We start from the raw sequence: 21,972 nt of genomic DNA, 5'->3' as shown, positions 1-21,972 counted from the left end.
CCAGCACCTGTCGTCGTCGACGGAACCGATGTCGTCGACTCCTGACCCGGCGCCCGCCACGCCCGCTGCTCCACCAGTCGTGACCCCGGCGCAGAACCCGGTTCCGCCCCGGACCGTCACCCCACCCAGTAACTATGCGGAGATGCCCCGGCCGACGGCCAAGCTCACCGCGGAGGACATGCACCCTGTGAATGACGCGAACGGCGCGAAGGGCAAGATCGGGCCGACCGGACGGCCGCTGCCCGACCTGCCGGACGTCCTGCCGCCGACCCGGCGCGGCCCCGCGCAGGTGATCGCCATGTGCAACCAGAAGGGTGGCGTCGGCAAGACCACGACGACCATCAACCTGGGCGCCGCGATCGCCGAGACCGGGCGCAAGGTGCTGCTGATCGACTTCGACCCGCAGGGCTCGGCCTCGATCGGTCTCGGCGTGCAGCCGCACGACCTGGAGATCTCGGTCTACAACCTGCTGATGCAGCGCGACATCACCCCGGACGAGGTGATCCAGGCCACCAAGGTGCCGAACCTCGACCTGCTGCCGGCCAACATCGACCTGTCCGCGGCCGAGGTGCAGCTGGTCCAGGAGGTCGCCCGGGAGTACACGCTGTCGCGGGTGCTGGAGCCGATCATCCCGCTGTACGACGTGATCCTGATCGACTGCGCGCCGTCGCTGGGTCTGCTCACCGTGAACGCGCTGACCGCGTCGAACGGCATCGTCGTCCCACTGGAGTGCGAGTTCTTCGCGCTCCGCGGACTGGCCATGCTGACCGACACGATCGGCAAGGTGCAGGACCGGCTGAACCCGAAGCTGGAGATCGTCGGCATCCTCGGCACCATGTTCGACGGCCGCACCACGCACGCCCGGGAGGTGCTCGACCGGGTCGTCCAGGCCTTCGACGAGCGGGTCTTCCACACCGTCATCCGGCGTACCGTCAAGTTCCCCGAGACCACGGTCGTCGGCGAACCGATCACGACGTACGCGCCGTCCTCATCTGCGGCTACCCAGTACCGCGACCTTGCCAAGGAGGTGCTCGCGCGTTGTCCCGCCGGGTAAGCCTGCCAGGTGCCAGTGAGCTCTTCGGGGGCGCGGCACCCAAGCAGACCAGACCCGAGAAGCGCACCACCACTGACGGATCGTCGCTCGCCGACGACCGCCCCGGTCCGAACGGACGCGGCCGCACGGCCGTGGTCGAGGACCGCAAGTCCAGTGGACGGATCCGGCACGACACGAAGATCACCGTGTACGTGACGGAAGAAGAGCTGCTCGGACTTGAACAGACTCGGCTCGCGTTGCGGGCCGAGCACGGCTTGACCGCCGACCGCGGCCGGATCGTCCGGGAGGCGATCGACGTGCTGCTGGCCGATTTCGTCGACCACGGACCCGACTCCGTGCTGGTGCAGCGGCTTCGGGCCGCGGCTCCGGAGTGAGCCGGCGATGAGTGACGCCGTGGCTCCCGAGGCCTCCACGCCGCCGGTGGAATCCTCGGAGTCACCGATCGACCTGCCGGGGGTGCCGGATCCGGAATCGCCGGTGGACTCCGCCGGCACGGGCTTCAATGTGCATCTGGTCAACTTCGAGGGTCCGTTCGACCTGCTGCTGCAGCTGATCAGCAAGCACAAGCTCGACATCACCGAGATCGCGTTGTCGGTGATCACGGACGAGTTCATCGCCCATATCAAGGCGCTGGGCTCGGAGTGGGATCTGGACCAGGCGTCGGAGTTCCTGCTGATCGCCGCGACGCTGCTGGATCTCAAGGCGGCCCGGTTGCTGCCGCAAGGCGATGTCGAGGACGCGGAGGATCTGGCGCTGCTGGAGGCGCGGGATCTGCTGTTCGCGCGGTTGTTGCAGTACCGGGCGTTCAAGCAGATCGCGGCGTTGATGCAGCTGCGGATGGCGGAGGAGGCCAAGCGCTTCCCCCGGGCCGTTGAGATGGAGGCTCGGTTCGCGGATCTGCTGCCTGAGGTGCTGCTCGGGGTTGACCCCGCCGGGTTGGCGGCGTTGGCTGCGCGGGCGTTGGCGCCGAAGGCGGCCGTAGTACCGGAGGGTGTGTCGCTGGCGCACTTGCATGCGCCGGCGGTGACGGTGCGCGAGCAGGCGGCGGTGATCATCGATCGGTTGCGACGGGAGCGGAGTACAACCTTCCGGTCGCTGGTGGCGGATTCACCGGACACGGTGACGACGGTATGCCGGTTCCTGGCGCTGCTGGAGCTGTTCCGCGAGGCCGCGGTCACCTTCGACCAGGAGACACCACTCGGCGAACTGACAATCGTCTGGACCGGCACCGACGAAGGCGAAATCGCCGTCGGCGACGAGTTCGACGAGGTACCGGCGCCCGCGGACGAGGACGGCGAGGCACCGATCGTCCCCGACGAAGCCGACTTCCTCGAGCCCGGCGAAGAACTCACCGAGCCGCCCGAAGACCCTGTACCTGCTTCAGACACCGAGCCCGATTCCGGGCCCGAGCAGCACGAAACGGTGGACCAGTGACCGACAACCAACCCCCGACCGACCTCCAGAACCCCGCCGACGCCACCACAGCCGACGCCCTGGACTCCGTCACCACCACCGAAACAACCGACTCCGCAGAAGCCGACTTCACCCCGGCCGAGCCGACCCCGCCCACCGACCAAGCGCCGTCCGACGACCCGCTCTCCCACGAGCCGCTCTCCCACGAGCCGCTGTCCGACGAGGCGTCGTCCGACGAGGCGTCGTCCGACGAGGCGTCGTCCGACGAGGCGTCGTCCGACGAGGCGGTGTCCGGCGAGCCGCCGTCTGACGAGGAGTCGCCGGCTGAGGACGCATCGGCCGAGGACGCGTCCCCGGAGGCCGCTCAGTCCGAGGACGTTGCCGCGGGAGCTGCTCCGGCCGACGCCGAGGGCACGCCGGCTGACGGAGAGTCGTCCGAGGACGAGCCAGCCCAGCCCGGCACCGAGCCCGCTTCCGCCGAGCTCGCATCCGACGAGTCCGCCTCAGAAGAGTCCGCCTCCAACGAGCAAGCTTCCGACGACTCCGCTTCCGCCGAGCCCGCTTCCGTTGAGCTGGCCTCCGAGGCCGCTTCCGACGACTCCGCTTCCGCCGAGTTGGCCTCTGATGAGTCCGCCTCCGCCGAGCTGGCGTCCGCCGAGCTGGCGTCCGGTGAGGCCGCCTTGGCGGGTGATGGTGTTGGTGAAGGGGTGCCTGCTGAGGGGGATGTGGGGGCGCTGCTGGATGAGGTGCTGGATGACGTGGTGGTGGCGGAAGACGCCATCGACGACGTCACCATGCGGCGGGCGCTGGAAGCGATTCTGATGGTGTCGGACGAGCCGTTGCCGGTGCTGGCGATGGCGAAGACTGTCGGACGGAAGGTCGCGGATGTATCGGCGGCGTTGACCGGGCTGTCGGAGGAGTACACCGAGCAGGGGCGTGGGTTCGACCTGCGTGAGGTCGGTGGCGGGTGGCGGTACTACACGCGAGAGGACACCGCGCAGTACGTCGAGGGCTACGTGCTGGAAGGTCAGCAGGCGCGCCTCACGCAGGCGGCGCTCGAGACGCTCGCGGTGGTCGCGTACAAGCAACCGGTCAGCCGCGCACGAGTCTCCGCGATCCGCGGCGTGAACGTCGACGGCGTCATGCGCACCCTGATCAGCCGAGGCCTCCTCGAAGAAGCCGGCCCCGACACCGAATCCCAGTCCACGCTCTACCGAACCACCTCGTACTTCCTCGAACGCATGGGCATGCAGTCCCTCGACGACCTCCCCGAACTAGCCCCGTACCTCCCCGAGATGGACGACATGGAGGAGGAACTGGCCGCCCAGTCAGCCACCCCCACCGACCCCACCTCCGAGGACACCCCCGAAGACGACAACACCCCCCTCGAAAACGACCTCGCCCCACCCACCCTCCCCATCGCCCCCGACGACGAGCTGGCCGGCGATGACTCTGAGGTGGGCGATGAAGGTGACGCCGACGCCGAGCTGGTTGGCGATGACGCTGAGGTCGGCGATGAAGATGACGCCGAGGCCGAGCTGGTCGACGAGGCTGAGGAGGCGGACGGGGTCAGGGCGATCGAGGGTGTAACGGACGACCCGGCTGACGAAGTTGATGCTGGTGAGATCGCGTCGGGCGAAGAGGCTGTCGAGGTGACCGACGCTGCCGATGAGGCGGAGCTGGCCGACGGTGCCGGTGGTGGCCAGGACGACGAGGGTGAGGGGGCTGGTGTCGGCGGGGTTGGTGGTGGGGTCGAGACTGTGGGTGGGCCCGGTTCGGGTGGTAGTGGCGAGAGCAAGAGTGGGCTGAATGACTGACGAGCAGGATCAGGGTGACGGCGTCTCCGAGGGTGGGGAGTCGGGGATCCGGTTGCAGAAGGCGCTGGCGCAGGCGGGTATTGCGAGCCGGCGTGGGTCGGAGATCTTGATCGAGCAGCGGCGGGTCGAGGTGGACGGCCAGGTGGTGACCGAGTTCGGTACCCGGGTCGACCCGGCCGTCTCGGTGATCCGCGTGGACGGCGTACGGATTCCGCCGATCACCGCGCACGTCTACCTGGTACTCAACAAGCCACGCGGTGTCGTCACCACGATGTCCGACCCGCAAGGCCGCCCGTGCGTCGCCGACTACGTGCACGACCGCCCGGAGCGGCTCTTCCACATCGGCCGGCTCGACACCGACACCGAGGGCTTGCTGCTGCTCACCAATCACGGTGAGTTCGCGCATCGCCTCGCGCACCCGTCGTACGAGGTCTCCAAGACGTACGTCGCCGAGGTCGAGGGCAACGTCAAACCGCAGGTCCTCCGCCGCCTCACCGACGGCCTCACCCTGGAGGACGGATTCGCCCAGGCGGACACCGTCCGCGAGATGACCAGCATCAAGGGCCGCACGCTGATCCAGATGACCCTGCACGAGGGCCGCAACCGCATCGTCCGCCGTATGTTCGATGCCGTCGGCCACCCGGTCAAGCGCCTCACCCGCACCGCGATCGGCCCCGTCCGCCGCGGCAACCTGCACACCGGCGAACTCCGCGAACTGGACGCCAAGGAACTAGGCCAACTCCTCGACCTCGTCGACCTCTGACCCAGCGTTGCGGCACCACCCCGGCAACGAAGCGGTGACGGCGCGCCTGAGACTCGACCCGATTGTCGGAACGGGGTCGTAGGGTGGGGACTGTGAACCGGCGAATCTTCGGCCTGGAGAACGAGTACGGAGTCACCTGCACTTTTCGCGGTCAGCGCCGACTGACCCCCGATGAGGTGGCCCGGTACTTGTTTCGGCGCGTCGTGTCCTGGGGGCGGAGCAGCAACGTCTTCCTCCGCAACGGGGCGCGGCTCTACCTCGACGTGGGCTCCCACCCGGAGTACGCGACCGGCGAGTGCGACTCGGTCACCGACCTGATAGCGCACGACAAGGCCGGCGAGCGGATCCTCGAGGGGCTGCTCGTCGACGCGCAGAAGCGGCTGCACGACGAGGGCATCTTCGGCGACGTCTACCTGTTCAAGAACAACACCGACTCGGCCGGCAACAGCTACGGCTGCCACGAGAACTACCTGGTCAGCCGGCACGGTGACTTCGCCAAGCTCGCCGACGTACTGATCCCGTTCCTGGTCACCCGGCAGCTGATCTGCGGCGCCGGCAAGGTGCTGCAGACGCCCCGCGGCGCGGTGTACTCCGTGAGCCAGCGCGCCGAGCACATCTGGGAAGGCGTCTCCAGCGCGACGACCCGGTCCCGCCCGATCATCAACACCCGCGACGAGCCGCACGCGGACGCCGAGCGGTTCCGCCGGCTGCACGTGATCGTCGGCGACTCGAACATGTCCGAGACCACGATGCTGCTGAAGGTCGCCAGTACCGACCTGGTGCTGCGGATGATCGAGGCCGGCATCGTGATGCGCGACCTGACGCTGGACAACCCGATCCGGGCGATCCGCGAGATCAGCCACGACATGACCGGCCGGCGCGAGGTCCGGCTGGCCAACGGCCGCGAGGCGAGCGCCCTCGACATCCAAGGCGAGTACCTGACCAAGGCCCGCGACTTCGTCGACCGCCGCGAGCTCGGCACCCCGGCCGTCGAGCGGGCGCTGAACCTGTGGGAGCGCTGCCTCAAGGCGATCGAGTCCGGCGACCTGTCCGGGATCGAGCGCGAGATCGACTGGGTGATCAAGTACCGGCTGATCGAGCGTTACCGCCAGCAGAACAACCTCGGCCTGGCCAGCCCGCGGGTCGCCCAGCTCGACCTGGCGTACCACGACATCCACCGGCCGCGCGGTCTGTACTACCTGCTCGAGCGCAAGGGCGCCGTCACCCGCGTCGTCGACGACCTGCGGGTCTTCGAGGCCAAGTCGGTACCGCCGCAGACGACCCGGGCGCGGTTGCGCGGCGAGTTCATCAAGCGGGCCCAGGAGCGCCGCCGCGACTTCACCGTCGACTGGGTGCACCTGAAGCTCAACGACCAGGCCCAGCGGACCGTGCTCTGCAAGGACCCGTTCAAGTCCCACGACGAGCGCGTCGAAAAACTCATTGCGAGTATGTAAGAGAAGAAGCTGTGATGGGGAGCACGACGAGCGCGTGGAAAGCTCATCGCCAGTATGTGACGGGTTGCTGTGAGCCTGCTGGGAGTCTGCTGGACGGCCGCTCGCGACGCTGCGTGACGTGATCGAACGGTGACTGAGGTGCCTGGTCGGCGGCTTGTCCGCGCAGGCTAGGGTGGGCGAGTTCATCTGGCCGTATATCCAGGCGGGCCCGCCGACGGCAGGGCCGTGCCGTGAGATTTCGAGGTGCTCGTTCGTGCGCAAGTTGTTGAGTCTGGTCGCGGTGCTGGCGCTGGGGACCTCCCTGGCCGCCTGCGGTTCCGATGATTCCAAAGCCGGGTCCGGGGGCGACTTCGGCAAGATCGGGATCAAGGCCACCGAGGAGTTCGGCAAGAAGCCGACCGTCACCCACAAGGACGGGGATCCGGACAAGACCCTGCAGACCGAGGTCCTCAAGGAGGGCGACGGTCCCGAGGTCAAGAAGGGTGAGCTGCTCACCGCGAACTACCTCGGCCAGATCTGGCGCGACGGCAAGGTCTTCGACAACTCCTACGACCGGGGCGCGCCCTCGTCGTTCCCGATCGGGATCGGCGGCGTGATCGCCGGCTGGGACGAGGCACTGGTCGGCAAGAAGATCGGCAGCCGGGTGCTGATGTCGATCCCGTCCGACAAGGGCTACAAGGAGACCGGCAACGAGCAGGCCGGGATCAAGGGTGACGACACGCTGATCTTCGTCGTCGACCTGGTCGGCGTGGCCGGCAACGACACCAAGCTCGACGCCGACCCGGTCGCCGCCCCGGCGACGCCGTTCAAGGTCACCGGCGAGCTGAACGCGGCCCCGACGCTGGTCGTGCCGAAGGGCACCAAGGCTCCGGCCAAGCCCGGCAAGCCGGTCATCATCGCCACCGGCAAGGGCAAGCCGATCGAGAAGGGCAGCCAGCTGGTCGGCCGTTACGTCGTCTTCGACTACACCGGCAAGAAGCAGGCCAGCACCTGGGATCCGCAGCCGGCCTCGCAGACCGCACCGGCTCAGCCGGGCCTCCCGACCGACAAGCTCCAGGTCGGCCCCGGCCCGAACGGTCAGGCAGGCGCCCTGGACGGCCTGGCCGGCATGCCGGTCGGCAGCCGTGTCCTGGTCGAGCTGCCCCCGGGCAAGGACGAGAAGGGCAAGATCACCAGCCCCGCGGCGATCGCCGTTCTCGACATCCTCAACGCCTTCCCGGCGCCGAAGCAGCAGTAATACTCTGAACCCAGTGATGGGGGTGGGGCGGCGGTACTTCGGTACCACCCCCCACCCCCATCCTTTTGGGTCAGCTCCTCGCCTTGAACCAGCGGTTCGCCTCCGGCTGGTACATCAGGACCACGCCGGTGATGACCGCCATCACGTGAACGCTGCGGATCACCGCGAAGGCGACGAGCTCCGCGCTGACGTCGATCGCGCCGAAGTCGCCGTTGGTGAGCAGCCACTGGATCGGGCGGATGACCAGGGTCGCCAGGCCGATCACGCCGAGCAGGACCGCCAGGAGCTGGCGGGACCAGTTGCGGCCGAGCCGGAAGTACCGGTCGATCACTACGAACAGCCCGCCGTAGACGATGGCTCGGAAAGCGATCTGGGCGACCAGGGCCGGCCAGGCCATCGAGCCGTCGAAGGCGCCGATCACGCCGAGGACCGACTCGGCGACACCCGCGCCGACCGCCAGGAACCACGCGGCCGTCGCGGCCCGCACCCGTACCGGCGGCTCCAGCCGGACGGTGTCGTGAATCGTGAGGTCGCGCTGCGTGGTTGCCATGCTTCCACTCTGGCCGCCACGGCCTGGAGTTTCAGGAGTACTGAGACCCCGAACCAGGTGGTGGTACGTCCACCAGCCCGGCTGCATGGCGACCGGCTGCGGCGGCTGCTTCGAAGTAGGCGCGGTCTGAGTCCAGGTCGCGGCCCATCGTCGACAGCTTGACCGGGGCGGCCGCCAGAGCGTCGTACAAGCCGTCCACTGAGACCCGTACGACCCGATGCCGGCCCTTGAGGGGTTCGGCCGCGTCCCTGACGGCGTCGCCGAACTCTCCGTCCAGGTCCGGTACTACGACGTCCGCCGGCTGCAGCGCCACCCGCCCGTACGCCGTGAGGCTGTGATGCGAGATGCCCCGGTGCCGTGGTCGCGGGTCGGCTTCGGAGATGCGCAGCGACGCCACGGCCCGCCCACCGAGCGTTCCGACCGCATTGACCGCCTCACCCGACTGGACGCCGGAGAAGCCCCAGCGGGTACCAGTGCCGAGGTTGCCCGGTCCCTGCGTCAGTACGACTACCTCTGCCGCCAGCACGTGTACTGCGGTGAGCAGGCCGGTGTGGACGGTCACGGCCTCACGGTCGCCGCCATATGCCTGGCCGACCGTGACAGTCCCGCCAAGCCAGCCAGCATCCCGCAGCGCCGAGACAGTCCTCGAGAACGCGAGGGGCAGCGCGCCGCCATCCGTCATCACGTAGACAACGCGAGTACCGGGTCGGGCCTCGAACACGCCGGCCAGCACCGCGGGTAGCGCGGAGTGGAGGTCAGCGACTACTACCGGCGTACCGAAGAGGTCGTCGGCGTCCCGTAGTACTGCGTGGTCCGGCGAGTCCTGCTCGTCGGCGCCGAGCACCATGGACTGCAGCGGGGTGTAGCGGGCCTTGACCAGGTGGCCGGTCTCGGGCGGGTCGGCTGGGAGCCGGTCGGGGATGGCGACGACCAGTGCATAGCCGCCGGTACCCAGGCCTCGGTCGAGAGCGCCTACGTTGAGCAGCACTCGATCGCCGACGACGGGGGAGCCCACGAGATCCGGGTAGGCCAGTGACCGCACATCCCGGTCACCGACCACCACAGTCAGCTCCTGCGCCCCGGCCCAGCTCCGCCCGAGCCCACTCACGATTCCTTCACGCCACCGCATCACACGGTGACTGTAGTAGTCAGGAGCCGCAGTCGAAGACGCGGTGATCCTCGTAGTAGACCCGGCCTGAGTCCGACAGGCCGACGGCATAGCCAGGACCGGCCGCGCGCACAGGCTGTCCGCGCCGGATGAAGTCGGTGACCGCGGGCGCCGCGGACGGAGTTCTGGTGACCGTGAAGTCCCCACCAGCGTTCACCTCGCCGCTGCGAGCCTCGCTGGCGGCCACCACTGTCTCGGTGTCCGCGGCGAGGTTCCAGCTGACGACGGACTGGCCGTCCTCGCCGATGGCGATGCCGTTGCGGACCGCTGATGGCCAGGTGTAGTCGTGATCCGTGGCGAGCAGCAGCCGGTACCCGCCGTCAGCCGGCCAGACGACCGGCTGCCGGGTGGGCATACCGAACTCGTCGAGGTTGACTGCGAAGCCGACGACCGTGCCGTCGTCGTCGATGTCCGTGGCTTCCGCCGAGGTGAACCCGTCGGGCACCGGCAGGGCCCGCGGTTCGTTGCTGGGCGACCACACGATCCCTTGGCTGCCGGCGGTAGTGGTGATCACGCCGGCAACCTCGCCGGCGGAGTTGATCGCCACCGCCTTGGCGGAATCGGCGCCGGTCGGCGCCGGCAGCGCGGTCCGCTGCGTCCCGCGAGCTCGCCAGGCGCCCATCGGCTCGCCGCCGGCGTAGCCGAACCCGACCACCTCGGCCCGGACGTTGACGTCGAGCGGCTCGATGTAGCCGTCGAGCAGGGGGACCATCGTCTCGGCGACACCGTTGCGCCAGATGCCGACACCGAGCCGGCCTGTCCGGTCGCCCAGTTGCGCTACCTGGTACCGGCCGGAGGGATCGGTTGCTGTGATCGGGGACCGCTCCCAGGACGTCAGCGGAATCAGGTACGACTCGGAACAGGTCTCAGCAGCCGCTGCGGGCTGCATCTGCAGCAAGCCGGTCGACGCAAGGGCCAGCAGAGCCAACCCGGCGGTGGGTTTTTTCATGGCTGGACTCTGGCAGCGGGCGGGGTCACCGACAATCTTTTCCCCGACTGTCGAAGGTTAGAACACATGTTCGCGCCGATCACCCCGTAAGGTGGTCGGGTGTCGGCGCGGAAGAGTGAGCGGCTGCTCAATGTGGTGATCTGCCTGCTGGTCGCGCGCACCTACGTGACCAAGGAGCGGATCCGCGAGGTCGTCGAGGGGTACGCCGGGCAGACCGACGACGCCTTCGAGAAGATGTTCGAGCGCGACAAGGACGAGTTGCGCGACCTCGGCATCCCGATCGAGATGGGCACCATCGACAAGTTCTTCTCCGACGACGTCGGCTACCGGATCCGGCGCGACGTCTTCGAACTGCCCGAGGTTCACCTGGAGCCGGACGAGGCTGCCGTCCTGGGCGTCGCCGCGCGGGTCTGGCAGCACGCGAGCCTGGCCGAGGCGACCACGTCGGCCGTGCTCAAGCTCAAAGCCGCCGGGATCCAGACCGACCAGTCGGCGCTGAGCGCGATCGAGCCGCACGTCGGCGCGTCCGAGCCGGCCTTCGACCCGCTGTGGTCCGCCGTCGTGAGCCGTACCGCCGTACGGTTCGAGCACACTCGCAGCGGCGGCTCGGCGCCGACCACGCGCACTCTCGAGCCGTGGGGCATCGTCTCGTGGCACGGCCGCTGGTACGTCGTGGGCCGGGACCGCGATCGCGAGGCGACCCGGATGTTCCGGATGTCGCGGATCGGCGGCAACGTCAAGACGGTCGGCCCGCCGAACGCGTTCACCGTGCCCGAGGGCACCGACATCCGCTCGCTGGTCAGTGAGCTCGCGCCGCCACGGCCGACCTCGGAGGCGAAGGTCCGGGCCCGGACCGGCTCGGCCGTGAGTCTGCGCCGGCGCGCGAACGCGATCGAGCCGTACGAGGAGGACTGGGACCTGCTGCACGTCCCGTACGCCGACTCCGAGGTGCTCGCCGAGGAGATCGCCTCCCTCGGCCCGGACGCCGTGGTCGAAGGCCCGGGCGACGTACTGGACGGCGTACTACGCCGCCTGCGAACCGTTGCCGGAGTGACCGCATGAGCAATGCGCGTGACCAGGTGCAGCGGCTGCTGGCACTGGTGCCGTACCTGCGTGAGAACGACGGCGCCCGGGTGGACGACGTCGCCGCGGAGTTCGGCGTACGGCCGAAGCAGATCATCGCGGACCTGAAGGTGCTGTGGTTCTGCGGTCTGCCCGGCGCCCAGATGGGCGATCTGATCGAGATCGACATCGACGCGGCCGAGGGCGACGGCGTGATCCACCTCAACAACGCCGACTACCTGGCTCGCCCGCTGCGGTTGGCGGCCGACGAGGCGCTCGCCCTGCTGACCGCGCTGCGCACCCTGCGCGACGTGACCGCCGGCCAGGACCGCGACGCCGTCGACCGCGCGATCGCGAAGCTGGAAACGGCCGCGGGGGAGGGCGCCGCTGCGATCGAGGGCTCCGCCGCCCACGTCCACGTCGAGCCCGCCGCGCCGGAGATCGCCGACCTGGTCAACCGCGCGCTGGCCGGCAAACGACGGATGCACCTCACGTACGACGTACCGTCTCGCGACGAGACGACCGAACGAGACGTCGACCCCATGCGCCTGGTGGTCTCCGAAGGCCGCAGCTACCTGGAGGCGTGGTGCCGCCTGGCCGAGGATGTCCGGCTCTTCCGGCTGGACCGAATCGCCGCCGCCAAACTCCTGGACCTGCCGAGCGAGCCGCCGCCCGAGGCGACTCCGCGCGACCTCTCGAACGGCATGTTCCAGCCCTCAGAACAAGACCTACTAGCCACCGTGAAGCTCGAGCCTCCCGCACGGTGGGTCGCCGAGTACTACCCCATGGAGTCGGTGGAGGAGAGCTCCGGCAACTCTCTAACCGTCAAACTCCGAGTAGCCGACACCGCCTGGCTCCAACGCCTGATCCTCCGCCTAGGCGGCACCGCCACAGTCCTGGACCCCCAAGCCCTAGGCAAACAAATAGCCGAAACAGCCCAAGAAGCCCTCTCCGCCTACGACGACCACCTCCCCTAACCCCACGCCACCGACCCACCGCCCGCTCCTTCGGCCTCGTGGCGCTGGGCGCCACCTCGGCTGGCCTGGATGCTGACGGCGTGTGGATCCTGCGCAGGGGCTGATTCCGTTGAGGTGAACTGCGTTGGGGTGGTCTCGCGATGGACCTGCGGTGGTGAGTGCGGTGTTGGCTGGTCGGGTGAGCGCGCCGGCGGTCAGCCGGTCGGCTTGGCCTCGTGGCGCTGGGCGCCACCTCGGCTGGCCTGGATGCTGACGGCGTGCGGGTCCTGAGCCGGGGTGGGGTCCGTGCGCTGGGATTCTGCGCGGGCGCGAGCGCGGGCGCGGGCGAGGGCGCGGGTGGTGATGCGAGTGCGAGTGCGGGTGCGGGTGCGAGTGCGAGTAAGGAGTCGGGCGGGCGGGCGCCGGTTGGTAGGTCAGCGTTTGGAGAGTTCTTCTTCTAAGGGGGAGGCGCGGCGGCCTCGGGGAGTGATACGGACGCCGGCCAGCCAGTTGGTCCAGCGGTTGGCTTCGGATTCGATTGCGGAGGCGGTTTCGTGGCCTACGTCGTCTAGTAGTTGGTAGCGGACATCGCCGGATTCCGGTTGGCCCCAGCCGCCTACGATTCGGCCGTTGGACCAGACTGAGGGGCCGATGTTGCCGGTGGTGTCGAACATTCGGGATTTGTGGTCGCCTAGGTACCAGGCTCGGTCTTTCCAGCCCATTGGTGTGGGGTCGAGGGCGGGGAGGAAAGCTACCCAGGGCTCGGGGTCGGGCTCGGGGGACTCGTCTCCGGGGAGGACGTATCCGACGGAGCCGTCGAGGTCGACTTCGACTGCTTCGACGGCGGATAGGGCCTTGCGGGTTTGGCCTAGGGTCCAGCCGGACCACCACTGCAGGTCTGCTGAGGTGCCGGGGCCGAATGAGGTCAGCCAAGCGCGTGCGAGAGTTGCTCGCGCCTCGTCGGCCGGTAGCTTGTCGCCGAAGCCGTCGGGGAGCCAGTTTTCTACTGGGGACCACTGGTGCTGGCCGCTCAGCCAGGTGCCTAGCGGGCGGCCGCGGACGATCCGGCCCTCGGCTGAGAGTTGGAACAGGACGCGGCTCGTCACGTACGGCTGGGCGGCGTACGACTTGCCAGGTGCCATCGCCAGCCGGCTGCGCAAGCGCGGCTCGTCGGCCGACAACTCTGAAGCCGTCGCCGAACCGCGCAGCGCGAGGGCGGTCGCCGTCGACTCCTCGACGGCCCGCAACCACTTCGCGCACTCCTCGGCGTCGGGCGCGATCCCCGCCTCGGCGAGATGCTTGACCAGCAGTTTGCGCTGCTTGTCCGCGATGTCGTCAGTACAAGCAGCCTGTACTACGGAAGCGAACGCCGTAGGCACGACGAACACCGTTCGCCGCATCCCCAGCATCCGAATCAGCGTGCGATCGTCGTAGAGCGCGCGCTCGGTCCCCGCCACCTCGCTACCCGGCACCCGCGCGGCGATCGACAAGTGGACGGTCGCCGGGTCGGTCCCATGCAGGACGACCATCGACCGAGCTGCCTCGACCGGATCCGCAGCCTGCGCCGATCCCGCCAGCCGATGCCGCCGCCCGAGCCGGGCCCGCCTGTCCGCGACCGAAATCCGTTCCATCAATGCCCCCTGAGGTCTCTGCTTCCCCTGTTCTTACCATCACGTTCCGACACCGTTGTCCACCGCGACGGGCTGCGGGGAAGGGTCGTGACCGGGAACCGGATAGGCTCTTGGGCATGTATTGGCTCTTGCTCTTCCTGGGCGTGGTGGCGGTGTGGATCCTGGTCCTCGTGCTGCTCGCTAGGAAGCTGTGGGGTCAGGCCAAGGCACTGACACGTGAGTTGGTAACCGCCCAGTCCAAGCTCGAGGACGCGCAGTCGGAGGCGAGGTCCGCCCGGACCGCCGAGGACGCACAAGCTCGGGCGTAGTATCGGCGCTCACGGTTGAGCCACAAGTAGAAGTCGGTAGGGAGTTTCGTCATGGTTGCGTATCTCGGAATGCCTCAGGGCGCTGAGTGGCTCGTCATTCTCGCGATCGTCGTGCTGCTGTTCGGGTCGGCCAAGCTGCCGGCGCTGGTGAAGCAGCTCGGCAAGTCGAAGAAGATCTGGGAAGAGGAGGTCGGCCCGTCGTCCCGCAGGAAGGAGGGTGAGCTGACCGAGGGCACCCAGGCGCCGACCCAGCCGGTCAACCCGCCGGTGCAGGCACCCAGCCAGCAGCCGAACGGCCAGGCCCCGGGCGACGGCTTGCCGCCGACCCACACCGCCAACTGAGCCGCGCGCTCCACCTGTGACAACGGTGAGGCTGGGACGGCGGAAAGAACCCCGCCGCCCGAAGGACGAAGAGGGTCGGATGACCCTGCGCGAGCACATTGTCGAGCTGCGTAACCGGCTGCTCATCAGCGTGCTCGCGATCGTGATCGGCACGGTCGCGGCCTGGTTCATCTACGACGAGGCGTTCAAGCTGCTGACCGAGCCGTTCCAGGAGAGCGTTCGGCAGCTGAACCCCGGGGTCGACGAGACGAAGCCGATCCTGACCCTGAACGGGGTCGGCGACGCGCTGACCTTCCAGATCAAGGTCTCGGCGCTGATCGGGCTGGTGGTCTCCAGCCCCGTCTGGCTGTACCAGCTGTGGGCGTTCATCGCGCCCGGGCTGCACCGGAGCGAGAAGAAGTGGGCGGCGCTGTTCGCCGGTCTCGCCGCGCCGTTGTTCGCCGGTGGCATGGCGGTCGCTTACTGGACGCTGCCGAAGGGCATCGCGATCCTGATCAGCTTCACCCCGCAGTCGGTGCAGAACCTGATCGAGATCCCGCACTACCTGGACTTCGTGATCCGGACGATGCTCGTCTTCGGGATCGCCTTCCTGATCCCGCTGGTCGTCGTCCTGCTGAACATGCTCGGCCTGGTGCCCGCCTCGGCGCTGGGTAAGTTCCGGCCGTACATCATCCTGGTGATCTTCATCTTCGCCGCGGTCGCGACGCCGTCCGGTGACCCGTTCACGATGTGCCTGCTGGCGATCCCGATGTGCCTGCTGTTCTTCATCGCCGAAGTGATCTGCCGGATCAACGACAAGCGCCGGGGCCGCAAGGCCGAAGAACTGCTGGCCGACTGATGGGCCGCAAGATCGCGCTGGTGGTCAATCCCACCAGCGGCAGAGGGCTGGGCGCACGGGTCGCCCCGGTGGTCCGCGCCGAGCTCGAAGCCGGCGGCCTGACCGTCGACGAGTACACGACCACCTGCGCCGAGGACGTCGGCCGGATCTCGGCCGAGGTGATCGCCTCCGGCGCGGACGGCGTAGCGCTCGTCGGTGGCGACGGCACGATCCACCTCGGTGCTCAGGTGCTGGCCAAGTCGGGCATGCCGTTCGGCGTGATCCCGGCCGGCACCGGCAATGATTTCGCCCGCGGCATCGGCGTACCGCTGAAGGATCCGAAGGCCGCGGCCGCGCTGATCGTCAGGGGGCAGACCCGGGCGGTCGACCTGGCGACGGCGAAGGACGAGTACATCACCACCGTCGTGGCCGGCGGCTTCGACTCGTTGGTGAACAAGCGGGCCAACGCGATGACGTGGCCGAAGGGCAACGCGCGCTACACACTGGCCACCTTCGCCGAGCTGCGTACCTTCACGCCGATCTCGTACGTCGTCACCGTCGACGGCGAGGTGCTGGAGACCGACGCGATGCTGGTGGCCGTCGGCACCGGTCCGACGTACGGCGGGGGACTGCAGATCTGCGCCGGGGCCGGGATCGACGACGGGCTGCTCGACGTCACGATCATCAAGCCGGTGTCGCGGCTGACCCTGCTGCAGATGTTCCCGAAGCTGTCGAAGGGCACCCACCTCGGCCACCCGGCGGTGCACACCCTGCGCGGCCGGTCGATCCGGCTCGAGTCGCCCGGCGTCACGGCGTACGCCGACGGCGAGATCCTCGGCCCGCTGCCGGTCGACATCGGTGTCGCTCCCGGCGCCCTGACCGTCTTCGCCTGAGCTGAAACGAGCGTTCGAACCGGTTAAGTCTCCTCGATCACTGAATGAATTTCAGTGATCTCTGTTCGTCACCGGATTTGTCTGATAGGAAAGCTTCCTAACAGATAACCACCTCGACGCCCTCGGAGGAGATTCGTGTTCAACGCCCCCACGAACACCAAGAGCAGCACCCGCCGGCTGACCGGCATCTTGCTCGGCCTCGCCGTCGCCGCCGCCCCGGCGACCGCGTACGCCTCGCCGCTGCTGGAGCACACGACCGCCACGCACGCACAGAGCAGTGTGCAGGCAGTCGGGCTGGACGACCCGGCGAAGAAGGAAATCGCGATGAAGATCGTCTCCAGCGCGGAGAACTCCTCGCTGGACTGGAAGGCGCAGTACAAGTACATCGAGGACATCGACGACGGCCGCGGCTACACGGCCGGCATCATCGGCTTCTGCTCGGGCACCGGCGACATGCTGGACCTGGTCAAGCTCTACAAGCAGAAGAAGCCGGGCAACGTTCTCCAGAAGTATCTGCCCGCCCTGGAGAACGTCGACGGCACCGACTCACACGAGGGTCTCGACCCGAACTACACCAGGGACTGGAAGACCGCCGCCAATGACTCGGTCTTCAAGGCCGCGCAGGACAGCGAGCGCGACCGGGTCTACTTCAACCCGTCGGTGAGCCAGGGCAAGGCTGACGGCGTCGGCGTACTCGGCCAGTTCATGTACTACGACGCGATCGTCATGCACGGTGGCGGCAACGACGGCACCAGCTTCGGTGGGATCCGCAAGCGCGCCCTGACCAAGGCCAAGCCGCCGGCCCAGGGTGGTAACGAGACCACCTGGCTGAACGCCTTCCTCGACGCCCGCGTCTGGGCGATGAAGCAGGAGGAGGCGCACAGCGACACCAGCCGGGTCGACACCGCCCAGCGCGTGTTCCTCCGCAACGGCAACCTCAACCTCAACACCCCCCTCGACTGGAAGGTCTACGGAGACTCCTTCCACATCAGCTAGCAGAGTCACATCAGCTGACCCTGACCGGCTGATGACGGCCCCCTGTTGCCCGAGTGTCCCCGGGTAGCGGGGGGCTGTGTGTTTCGAGCGCCGGCAGCAGGCGATCGAGCCAGCCCGGGATCCACCAGTTCGCGGTACCCAGCAACTTCATTGCCGCCGGCACCAAGAGCATCCGGACGATGGTCGCGTCGATGAAGATCGCGACGGCCAGTCCGAGCCCGAACATCTTGGCCGACGGATCGCTGCTCAGGACGAAGCCGAGGAAGACCGACACCATGATCAACGCCGCCGACGTGATCAGCCGCCCGGTGGTCGCGATGCCGTGCACGACCGAGCTGTCGCTGTCACCGCTGCGCAGATACTCCTCCCGCACCCGCGACAGCAGGAACACCTCGTAGTCCATCGACAGCCCGAACAGGATCGCGAACATGAACATCGGGATGAACGGCACGATCGGTACCGTCGACTCCAGCCCGATCAGCCCGGCGCCCCAGCCCCACTGGAACACCATCACCATCACCCCGAACGAAGCGCCGATGCTGAGCAGGTTCATCAGCGCAGCCTTGAGCGGTACGACGATCGACCGGAAGACGACGGTCAGCAGCAGGATCGACAACAAGATCACGGCGCCCACGAAGAGCGGCAGCCGATCGTTGACCTTGGCCCCCACATCCGCAAAGCTCGCCGTCTGCCCACCCACGTGAGCCGTCGCCGGGCTGTCCCGTAGTACCGACGGAAAGACGTCTGTACGCAGGCGCCTGACCGTCTCCAGCGTCGCATCGTCCTGCGGCCCGGTGGTCGGAAAGGCGACGAGCGTCGCGAGCCCAGCCGCGGCATTCACCTCTGGCGGAGCGACGGCCGCGATCCCCTTGTCGGCCTTGACGGCATCGAGCAGTGGCCCGACCACGCCGGCATCGGCTGAGATGTCGACCGCGATCACCAACGGCCCATTGATCCCCGGCCCGAATCCCGAGGCGATCAGGTCGTACGCCCGACGCTCGGTCCGCGTCGCGGGAAGCGCGCCCTCATCCGGCGTGCCCACCTGAAGCGCCAGCACCGGTGCAGCGATCGCCAGCAACGCGACAACCGCCCCCACCAGATACGCGACGGCGTTCCGGGACACATGCCGGGCCCATCGCTCCCACCCACCGGTCCGTACCGTGACGTGCCGTACCGCGAGCCGATTGATCCACGTCCCGGCCAACCCCAGAAAGGCGGGCAACAAGGTGATCGAGGCAACGACCATGATCAGCACGATGAGCGCGACCGCGATCCCACCAGCGGTCATGAACGGTACGCCGGCCACCGCCAGCCCGAGGATCGCGATGACCACCGTGCCACCCGCGAACACCACGGCCTGCCCAGCGGTCGCGACCGCCCGTCCGGCCGACTCCTCGACCGTCAGTCCTGATGACAAGTACTCGCGATGCCGCGTGACCAGAAACAACGCATAGTCGATCCCCACCCCGAGCCCAACCATGCTCCCGATCACGGGCGCCCAACTGGGGATGTCGATCAGGTACGTGACCAGCGACATCCCACTGATCCCGAGCGCGAGGCCGAACAAGGCCAGCCCGATCGGCAACCCCATCGCGATCACCGAGCCGAACGTCACCAGCAGGATGATGATCGCGACCAGCAGCCCGAGCCCTTCACCGAGACCCGTCTCGGGCGCCTCGAAGACGAAGAAGAGGTCGCCACCCAACTCGATCCGGAGCGCCGGCGGAACACCAGCAGCGAACTCCTTGAGGTTCTCCAGATCACCCGGACCCAGCTTCTCCTGTACCGGGTACTGAAGCCGGATGACCGCGACGCGTCCGTCGGCCGAGATCTCCGGCGCCCCGGCACCCAGCACATTGGGCAGCTCGGCCGCCCCTGCTCGGACCTCACCCAAAGCCGTCCGGGGCCCCGAGTCGGAGAACGTCGCACCGCCGTCAGTCGGCGTGAGCACCACCTTTGCGGTCAGCCCGGCCGCATCAGTCCGGGCGAGCAGCTCGGTGGCCTTCTGCGAGTCGAGCCCCGGCGCCCCCATCGAATCCGAGAGCTTCTGGCCGAACAGGCCGGCCGCGGCGATCACGAGCACGGAGACGACCAGCCAGGTGCCGATCACCGTCCACGGCCGGCGGGCGGCGTACCGGCCCAGTCTGTACAGCGCGTGCGACATCATCGGAGATCTCCTTCAACGGCCCAGGGACAAGTGGACTCAGCGTCGCGAGATCCGCGCGAGGACACCTCGGGAGAAGGGCCGGAGTCGACTCGGCCGGTCGGCTGATCGAAACGCCGTACTTTGGGCCGATACCCCAGCCACCGGGGGTGTCTACTGTGAGGTCATGTTGAGAAACGCGGTCCGCTCGCTCTGGGCAGAGCCGCGTGCTCCGCAGCCGCCCCAGCGTGTCTGGCGGGACTGGGTGCTCGTCGGCCTGCTGCTGCTGACGGCCATCCTGGAGGGGATCTTCCGGAACGACCTGGTCTGGCGGCCGGTGGCGATCGTGCTCGCCGTGGGCACCGTGCTCGCACTGCTTTGGCGGCGTACCGCTCCGTTCGAGGTCGTAGCCGGCGTGTTCGGCACCCTGAGCCTCCTGAGCACAGTGACTTTGCTCAGCGGCCAGGAGTCAGTCGGGCTGTACGTGATGATCTGCGTGATCCTGCTCCCGTACTCCTTGTTTCGTTGGGGTTCCGGCCGCGACATCGGGCTCGGCATGGTCTTCATCCTGATCGCCTTGGCGCTCGGTCTCGCCGCCGACTACACGGGACTCACCGAGGCGATCTTCGGGAGCATGTTCCTGCTCTTCCCCGCGACGGTCGGTGCCGCTGTCCGGTACCGGACCTCGTCGCGAGTCCGTGAGTTGGACCAGATGAGGCTCCGCGAGCGCGAGCAACTGGCCCGCGAGCTGCACGACACCGTCGCTCACCACGTCTCGGCCATCGTCATCCGGGCGCAGGCGGGCCGCATCGTCGCCGCGTCCGATCCGAGCGCCGCCGTGGATGCCTTGTCCATCATCGAGACCGAGGCGACGCGGACCCTCGCGGAGATGCGGGTCATGGTCGCCGGACTCCGCCAGGACGAGGCGGCCGCGATGGCCCCGCAGCCGGGCGTGGCCGACCTCGAGCAACTGGCTCGCGGCAGCCGACTGCACGTCGACCTCGACCTGTCCGGCGACCTCGACGATCTCGGCCCGTCGGTCGGCGCCGCCCTCTACCGGATAGCCCAGGAGTCGATCACGAACGCCGTCCGCCATGCCCGCGCGGCAACCCGCGTCGACGTCCGGGTAGCCGGCGATGTCGACCAGGTGCGGCTGACCATTCAAGACGACGGCGAGGCAGGCGCGCCCGGACCTGTCGGCTACGGCCTGGTCGGTATGACCGAACGGGCCGCCCTCCTCGGCGGCTCCTTCGAGGCCGGCCCCGGCCCCGACCGCGGATGGACCGTCGAAGCCGTCCTGCCGAAGGCGGCCAGATGATCCGGGTACTCGTCGCCGACGACCAGGAACTCATCCGTACCGGCCTGTCGATGATCCTCTCCGCGCAACCCGGGATCGAGGTGGTCGGCCAGGCCGCCGACGGTCGCGAGGCGGTCGAACTCGCTCGCCGGCTGCGGCCCGACGTATGCCTCTTCGACATCCGGATGCCCGGGATGGACGGGATCGCCGCCACCCGCGAGTTGGCCGGACCGCACGTCGAGGACCCGATCGCGGTGGTCGTGATCACCACCTTCGACCTCGACGAGTACGTCCACGGCGCGCTGAAGGCCGGGGCTCGCGGTTTCCTGCTCAAGGACGCCGGCCCCGAACTCCTGGTCCAGGCGATCAACGCGGCCGCCGACGGCGAGGCACTGATCGCCCCGAAGATCACCGCGCGACTGCTCGCGGCCTTCTCCGATACGCGGCTAGGACGGCCGCCCGCTCAACCCGTCGAGCCGCTGACCGGCCGTGAGGAACAGATCCTGCTCACCGTCGCCCAGGGCCGGACCAACTCCGAGATCGCCGGCGACCTCCACATCAGCCTCAGCACGGTCAAGACCCACCTGACCAGCATCATGACCAAACTCGGCGCCCGGAACCGGGTCGAACTGGTCATGTGGGCCTACGAGACCCACCGAGTCCAGCGCTGATCATCGACAGCAGGCCGGCCAGGTCCGCTACCGACTGTTCGGGCAGGACCGAGCCGATCCTCGTGACCAGCTCGGCCTCGACCGTGGGTGTCGCGGCCGCAAGGATCTCGAGACCGGCCGGGGTCGCTTCGACCAGGGAGGAGCGGCGGTCTTCGGGGTTCGCGGTCCGGCGGCAGCGACCGGCCGCTTCGAGGCGGTCGACACCCTTGCTGGTGGCGCCGACGGTGATCGCGAACTCGTGCGCCAGGTCCTGCACCCGCGTCGTCCCGCTCGCTGCCATGAACCGCAGGAACTCGAACTGACCCAGCGGCAGGTCATGCTCCGCCTTGAGCCGGGCATCGAGCGCGTTGTAGAGCCGCGTCTCCAGCCGGACCAGCTCCGAGAACAACGACGTGAGGTCGGTCACAAATTAATCCTGCTTCTTGGGAATTAGCTTCCTGGGAATGTAGTT

At 68.3% G+C, this 21,972-nt stretch carries 23 protein-coding genes; 17 read left to right on the top strand and 6 right to left on the bottom strand.

Annotation, left to right across the window (positions count from 1 at the left end; genetic code table 11):
* Positions 1-178: 178 nt before the first annotated feature.
* From AB0M15_RS25240 to AB0M15_RS25205, 8 genes are all read left to right on the top strand, one after another.
* The gene (locus AB0M15_RS25240; protein WP_203590677.1) at positions 179-1,054 is read left to right on the top strand and encodes a ParA family protein; all 876 of its coding nucleotides are present in this window, start codon (positions 179-181) and stop codon (positions 1,052-1,054) included.
* Entirely contained in the window at positions 1,039-1,428 is a 390-nt protein-coding gene (locus AB0M15_RS25235) for a hypothetical protein (RefSeq protein WP_164599735.1), read from the top strand. The genes AB0M15_RS25240 and AB0M15_RS25235 overlap by 16 nt, the downstream gene beginning before the upstream one ends.
* 7 nt (positions 1,429-1,435) lie before the next feature.
* A complete protein-coding gene (locus AB0M15_RS25230; RefSeq protein WP_363823774.1) occupies positions 1,436-2,488 on the top strand; it encodes a ScpA family protein in 1,053 nt (350 codons plus the stop codon).
* 466 nt (positions 2,489-2,954) lie between these two features.
* Positions 2,955-3,038, top strand: a complete 84-nt coding sequence (locus AB0M15_RS25225; protein WP_363823850.1) for a hypothetical protein — start codon at positions 2,955-2,957, stop codon at positions 3,036-3,038.
* Between the two features lie 223 nt (positions 3,039-3,261).
* Positions 3,262-4,284, top strand: coding sequence for an SMC-Scp complex subunit ScpB (gene scpB / locus AB0M15_RS25220; RefSeq protein WP_363823847.1), 1,023 nt, complete (start codon positions 3,262-3,264; stop codon positions 4,282-4,284).
* Positions 4,277-5,047, top strand: a complete 771-nt coding sequence (locus AB0M15_RS25215; protein WP_363823772.1) for a pseudouridine synthase — start codon at positions 4,277-4,279, stop codon at positions 5,045-5,047. The genes scpB and AB0M15_RS25215 overlap by 8 nt, the downstream gene beginning before the upstream one ends.
* A gap of 92 nt (positions 5,048-5,139) precedes the next feature.
* Complete coding sequence (gene pafA / locus AB0M15_RS25210; protein WP_020386528.1) at positions 5,140-6,501, top strand: Pup--protein ligase; 1,362 nt, start codon at positions 5,140-5,142, stop codon at positions 6,499-6,501.
* Positions 6,502-6,754: 253 nt separating this feature from the next.
* Complete coding sequence (locus AB0M15_RS25205) at positions 6,755-7,738, top strand: FKBP-type peptidyl-prolyl cis-trans isomerase (RefSeq protein ID WP_363823770.1); 984 nt, start codon at positions 6,755-6,757, stop codon at positions 7,736-7,738.
* Between the two features lie 70 nt (positions 7,739-7,808).
* Here AB0M15_RS25205 and AB0M15_RS25200 read toward each other — a convergent pair whose 3' ends face one another.
* Genes AB0M15_RS25200 through AB0M15_RS25190 form a run of 3 tightly spaced genes read right to left on the bottom strand, consistent with a single transcriptional unit; the run spans position 7,809 to position 10,405 of the window.
* A complete protein-coding gene (locus AB0M15_RS25200) occupies positions 7,809-8,288 on the bottom strand; it encodes a hypothetical protein (protein WP_363823769.1) in 480 nt (159 codons plus the stop codon).
* Positions 8,289-8,319: 31 nt separating this feature from the next.
* Entirely contained in the window at positions 8,320-9,417 is a 1,098-nt protein-coding gene (locus AB0M15_RS25195) for a DUF3866 family protein (protein WP_363823845.1), read from the bottom strand.
* A 19-nt stretch (positions 9,418-9,436) separates the two neighbouring features.
* Complete coding sequence (locus AB0M15_RS25190) at positions 9,437-10,405, bottom strand: hypothetical protein (protein WP_363823765.1); 969 nt, start codon at positions 10,403-10,405, stop codon at positions 9,437-9,439.
* 99 nt (positions 10,406-10,504) lie between these two features.
* On the opposite strand from AB0M15_RS25190, the gene AB0M15_RS25185 reads away from it, so the two are divergent.
* The gene (locus AB0M15_RS25185) at positions 10,505-11,467 is read left to right on the top strand and encodes a WYL domain-containing protein (RefSeq protein WP_363823763.1); all 963 of its coding nucleotides are present in this window, start codon (positions 10,505-10,507) and stop codon (positions 11,465-11,467) included.
* On the top strand, positions 11,464-12,444 hold the full coding sequence (locus tag AB0M15_RS25180; RefSeq protein ID WP_363823760.1) for a WYL domain-containing protein: 981 nt from the start codon (positions 11,464-11,466) through the stop codon (positions 12,442-12,444). Before AB0M15_RS25185 ends, AB0M15_RS25180 begins: the two co-directional genes overlap by 4 nt.
* A 413-nt stretch (positions 12,445-12,857) precedes the next feature.
* Here the strand turns inward: AB0M15_RS25180 and AB0M15_RS25175 are convergent, their stop codons facing one another.
* Positions 12,858-14,054 carry a winged helix DNA-binding domain-containing protein gene (locus AB0M15_RS25175; protein WP_363823758.1) on the bottom strand — a complete coding sequence of 399 codons (1,197 nt, stop codon included), beginning with the start codon at positions 14,052-14,054 and terminating at the stop codon, positions 12,858-12,860.
* Between the two features lie 116 nt (positions 14,055-14,170).
* Here AB0M15_RS25175 and AB0M15_RS25170 point away from each other — a divergent pair, with 116 nt between their 5' ends.
* From AB0M15_RS25170 to AB0M15_RS25150, 5 genes are all read left to right on the top strand, one after another.
* Complete coding sequence (locus AB0M15_RS25170; RefSeq protein WP_328326995.1) at positions 14,171-14,362, top strand: hypothetical protein; 192 nt, start codon at positions 14,171-14,173, stop codon at positions 14,360-14,362.
* Between the two features lie 51 nt (positions 14,363-14,413).
* A complete protein-coding gene (locus AB0M15_RS25165) occupies positions 14,414-14,704 on the top strand; it encodes a twin-arginine translocase TatA/TatE family subunit (RefSeq protein WP_363823752.1) in 291 nt (96 codons plus the stop codon).
* Positions 14,705-14,783: 79 nt separating this feature from the next.
* A complete protein-coding gene (gene tatC / locus AB0M15_RS25160; protein ID WP_363823750.1) occupies positions 14,784-15,542 on the top strand; it encodes a twin-arginine translocase subunit TatC in 759 nt (252 codons plus the stop codon).
* Positions 15,542-16,414, top strand: a complete 873-nt coding sequence (locus AB0M15_RS25155) for a YegS/Rv2252/BmrU family lipid kinase (RefSeq protein ID WP_363823748.1) — start codon at positions 15,542-15,544, stop codon at positions 16,412-16,414. Before tatC ends, AB0M15_RS25155 begins: the two co-directional genes overlap by 1 nt.
* A gap of 135 nt (positions 16,415-16,549) precedes the next feature.
* On the top strand, positions 16,550-17,410 hold the full coding sequence (locus AB0M15_RS25150; protein ID WP_363823745.1) for a chitosanase: 861 nt from the start codon (positions 16,550-16,552) through the stop codon (positions 17,408-17,410).
* Positions 17,411-17,420: 10 nt separating this feature from the next.
* Here the strand turns inward: AB0M15_RS25150 and AB0M15_RS25145 are convergent, their stop codons facing one another.
* Positions 17,421-19,577 carry an MMPL family transporter gene (locus AB0M15_RS25145; RefSeq protein ID WP_363823743.1) on the bottom strand — a complete coding sequence of 719 codons (2,157 nt, stop codon included), beginning with the start codon at positions 19,575-19,577 and terminating at the stop codon, positions 17,421-17,423.
* A gap of 163 nt (positions 19,578-19,740) precedes the next feature.
* On the opposite strand from AB0M15_RS25145, the gene AB0M15_RS25140 reads away from it, so the two are divergent.
* Both AB0M15_RS25140 and AB0M15_RS25135 read left to right on the top strand, forming a co-directional pair.
* Positions 19,741-20,871, top strand: a complete 1,131-nt coding sequence (locus tag AB0M15_RS25140) for a histidine kinase (protein ID WP_363823741.1) — start codon at positions 19,741-19,743, stop codon at positions 20,869-20,871.
* Positions 20,868-21,521, top strand: coding sequence for a response regulator transcription factor (locus tag AB0M15_RS25135; protein WP_363823740.1), 654 nt, complete (start codon positions 20,868-20,870; stop codon positions 21,519-21,521). Before AB0M15_RS25140 ends, AB0M15_RS25135 begins: the two co-directional genes overlap by 4 nt.
* On the opposite strand, the gene AB0M15_RS25130 is transcribed toward AB0M15_RS25135, so the two are convergent.
* The gene (locus AB0M15_RS25130; RefSeq protein WP_363823738.1) at positions 21,484-21,927 is read right to left on the bottom strand and encodes a MarR family winged helix-turn-helix transcriptional regulator; all 444 of its coding nucleotides are present in this window, start codon (positions 21,925-21,927) and stop codon (positions 21,484-21,486) included. The two genes, AB0M15_RS25135 and AB0M15_RS25130, sit on opposite strands and share 38 nt — an antisense overlap.
* Positions 21,928-21,972 lie beyond the last annotated feature (45 nt).

Origin of the sequence: Kribbella sp. NPDC051718, assembly GCF_040681515.1 — a bacterium.
In the GTDB taxonomy this organism is placed as follows: domain Bacteria; phylum Actinomycetota; class Actinomycetes; order Propionibacteriales; family Kribbellaceae; genus Kribbella.
The sequence above is the reverse complement of the archived record's forward strand: the minus strand, read 5'-3'. Positions and strand labels throughout refer to the sequence as shown.

Coding starts and splice junctions, on each gene's coding strand:
- AB0M15_RS25240 (WP_203590677.1), top strand. CDS start 179: ATGCACCCTGTGAATGACGCGAACGGCGCGAAGGGCAAGATCGGGCCG.
- AB0M15_RS25230 (WP_363823774.1), top strand. CDS start 1,436: ATGAGTGACGCCGTGGCTCCCGAGGCCTCCACGCCGCCGGTGGAATCC.
- scpB (WP_363823847.1), top strand. CDS start 3,262: ATGCGGCGGGCGCTGGAAGCGATTCTGATGGTGTCGGACGAGCCGTTG.
- AB0M15_RS25215 (WP_363823772.1), top strand. CDS start 4,277: ATGACTGACGAGCAGGATCAGGGTGACGGCGTCTCCGAGGGTGGGGAG.
- AB0M15_RS25200 (WP_363823769.1), bottom strand. CDS start 8,288: ATGGCAACCACGCAGCGCGACCTCACGATTCACGACACCGTCCGGCTG.
- AB0M15_RS25195 (WP_363823845.1), bottom strand. CDS start 9,417: ATGCGGTGGCGTGAAGGAATCGTGAGTGGGCTCGGGCGGAGCTGGGCC.
- AB0M15_RS25190 (WP_363823765.1), bottom strand. CDS start 10,405: ATGAAAAAACCCACCGCCGGGTTGGCTCTGCTGGCCCTTGCGTCGACC.
- AB0M15_RS25180 (WP_363823760.1), top strand. CDS start 11,464: ATGAGCAATGCGCGTGACCAGGTGCAGCGGCTGCTGGCACTGGTGCCG.
- AB0M15_RS25175 (WP_363823758.1), bottom strand. CDS start 14,054: ATGGAACGGATTTCGGTCGCGGACAGGCGGGCCCGGCTCGGGCGGCGG.
- AB0M15_RS25170 (WP_328326995.1), top strand. CDS start 14,171: ATGTATTGGCTCTTGCTCTTCCTGGGCGTGGTGGCGGTGTGGATCCTG.
- AB0M15_RS25165 (WP_363823752.1), top strand. CDS start 14,414: ATGGTTGCGTATCTCGGAATGCCTCAGGGCGCTGAGTGGCTCGTCATT.
- tatC (WP_363823750.1), top strand. CDS start 14,784: ATGACCCTGCGCGAGCACATTGTCGAGCTGCGTAACCGGCTGCTCATC.
- AB0M15_RS25155 (WP_363823748.1), top strand. CDS start 15,542: ATGGGCCGCAAGATCGCGCTGGTGGTCAATCCCACCAGCGGCAGAGGG.
- AB0M15_RS25145 (WP_363823743.1), bottom strand. CDS start 19,577: ATGATGTCGCACGCGCTGTACAGACTGGGCCGGTACGCCGCCCGCCGG.
- AB0M15_RS25140 (WP_363823741.1), top strand. CDS start 19,741: ATGTTGAGAAACGCGGTCCGCTCGCTCTGGGCAGAGCCGCGTGCTCCG.
- AB0M15_RS25135 (WP_363823740.1), top strand. CDS start 20,868: ATGATCCGGGTACTCGTCGCCGACGACCAGGAACTCATCCGTACCGGC.